Raw genomic sequence first — 321 nt, forward strand, 5'->3', positions numbered from 1 at the left:
ATAATTTGGACTTTAATCGTTTGACCAATGGTAAGGATTTCAGATGGATGGTTCACACGCCGCCAAGCCATATCTGTGACATGTAAGAGACCATCGATTCCACCAAGATCCACAAAGGCACCATAATCGGTGATATTTTTAACCACACCTTCAACGATTTGGTTTTCTTCAAGATTTTGTACGATTTCTGAACGCTGTTCGGCTCTGCTTTCCTCTAAGACGGTACGACGTGAGACAACAATATTGCCACGACGACGATCCATTTTCAAAATTTCAAAGGATTGTGAATTATGCATGAGAGGCGAAACATCGCGAATGGGA

Annotated in this window: 1 protein-coding gene; it reads right to left on the reverse strand. The window is 42.1% G+C overall.

What is annotated here, in order from left to right:
- The coding region (locus ACFINO_RS10850; protein WP_375655865.1) for a S1 RNA-binding domain-containing protein at positions 1-321 on the reverse strand (321 nt) is incomplete at both ends.

Source organism: Bartonella sp. AA83SXKL (genome assembly GCF_042196965.1).
Taxonomy (GTDB): domain Bacteria; phylum Pseudomonadota; class Alphaproteobacteria; order Rhizobiales; family Rhizobiaceae; genus Bartonella.